The sequence below is a fragment of the Halorubrum tibetense genome (assembly GCF_042661865.1).
Taxonomy (GTDB): domain Archaea; phylum Halobacteriota; class Halobacteria; order Halobacteriales; family Haloferacaceae; genus Halorubrum; species Halorubrum tibetense.
In genome coordinates this window covers 1-1,564 of sequence record NZ_JBHSWW010000411.1, presented here as the reverse complement: position 1 = coordinate 1,564, position 1,564 = coordinate 1, and the positions used below count along the sequence as shown (strand labels likewise).

At 68.2% G+C, this 1,564-nt stretch carries 3 protein-coding genes; all 3 read left to right on the top strand.

Translation table 11 applies throughout. The features are described 5' to 3' along the window. Positions 1–489, top strand: a 489-nt coding sequence (locus ACFQEU_RS15655; protein ID WP_379783673.1) for a response regulator, incomplete at its 5' end; no start/stop codon positions are given. A gap of 48 nt (positions 490–537) precedes the next feature. Beyond that, a complete protein-coding gene (gene sufU / locus ACFQEU_RS15650) occupies positions 538–957 on the top strand; it encodes a Fe-S cluster assembly sulfur transfer protein SufU (RefSeq protein WP_379783671.1) in 420 nt (139 codons plus the stop codon). Between the two features lie 180 nt (positions 958–1,137). Next, on the top strand, positions 1,138–1,564 hold a 427-nt coding region (locus tag ACFQEU_RS15645; RefSeq protein WP_379783669.1), incomplete at its 3' end, for an Sjogren's syndrome/scleroderma autoantigen 1 family protein.

Genomic DNA, 1,564 nt, shown 5'->3' with positions numbered 1-1,564 from the left:
GCCGTCGACGGCGGGCGTCGAACCGGGATCGATGTCCTTCACGTCGAGCCCGACCCGCGCGCGGCCGAACTCCTGAGGGCGTTCGTCGCGTGGGCCGAAGAGGAGGTCAGGGTCCGATCCGCCGACCGCGTCGCGGACGCGCTCGACCTCGTCACCGAGGTCGACTGTGTGGTGACCGAACAGCGCCTCCCGGACGGGACCGGGATCGACCTCGTCGACCGCGCCCGCGAGCACGGTGTCCGAACGCCGGTTTTGTTCCACACCACGTGTCACGACGCGCGGGTGGAGTCCCGCGCGATCGCCGCCGGTGCGGACGCGTATCTCCGGAAACGATCGAACAGGGGACAGTACGATAGGCTCCTCGCTGCGATCCGTGCTCACGCCACGTCTCCACGAAGTTCAAACGTCGACCCCGGCCCGTCACGGCCGGAACGGACGCCACGAGACGCCCCCGGCTCGACGACCCTCCCGGCACGCTCGGAGGAGTAAGACCCCGACGGAACCCTTTTGAACGCCACTGACGTATCCGGAAACAGTATGGGCTTGGGCTCGGACATGTACCGGCAGCAGATCCTCGATCACTACAAGAACCCCCGCAACTACGGGGAGCTCGAGGACCCGGATTTCACCCACGTCGGCGAGAACCCCTCCTGTGGCGACACCATCAAGATGGAGGTCGCGCTCGACGACGCCGAGGAGACGGTCGAGGCAGTGCGGTTCACCGGCGACGGCTGTGCGATCTCGATGGCGTCGGCCAGCATGCTCTCGGAACGGCTCCACGGGATGAGCGTCGCAGAACTGGAGGCGCTCGACACCGAGGACGTCACGGAGATGCTCGGCGTCGAGATATCGCCGATGCGGATCAAGTGTGCCGTGCTCGGCCGGCAGGTCGCACAGGACGGCTCGAAGATCCATCGGGGCGAGCTCGACGCCGACCGGACCCGGACGGAGGAGTGAGGCACCGACACGGGATCGGTCCGTGACGGCTTCGCAACCGCGGCTCCCCGCCAGCGGGTCTCGTCGTCGCTGGTCCTGCCGCCGACCCCCGTTAGCGGTCCCGATATCCGACCACGTCCCCGGATCGAAGCGTCGACCGAGCCCACCGGACTTTTGCGCCTGAAGGGCGTCCGAGGAGGTATGAGCGACGGGTTCGACAAGGAGGCCGAACGCGAGAAGCTCCGCGAGAAGTTCGCGGAGGACGAACGGAAGCGTGAACACACCCAGCGAATGTCCGAGCTGCTCTTACAGGGCGCGACGATGACGAACCGCCACTGCGACGCCTGCGGCGACCCGATATTCCGCCACGACGGCCGAGAGTTCTGTCCGAGCTGTCACGCCACTGAGGACGGATACGCGGTGCCCGACGACGACGGGTCGACGCCGGACGCTGCGGACAACAGGTCCGCGGAGGTCGCTGATGCGCCCGGATCGGACGACGCCATCGGGTCGAGCGGTACCATCGGGTCGAGCGGTACCATCGGGTCGAGCGACCCCACCGGATCGGGCGACCTGACGACGGGCACGCCCAGCGGTGGGACGGCGGGTGCTGCGACGCCGACCGCGG

Coding starts and splice junctions, on each gene's coding strand:
- sufU (WP_379783671.1), top strand. CDS start 538: ATGGGCTTGGGCTCGGACATGTACCGGCAGCAGATCCTCGATCACTAC.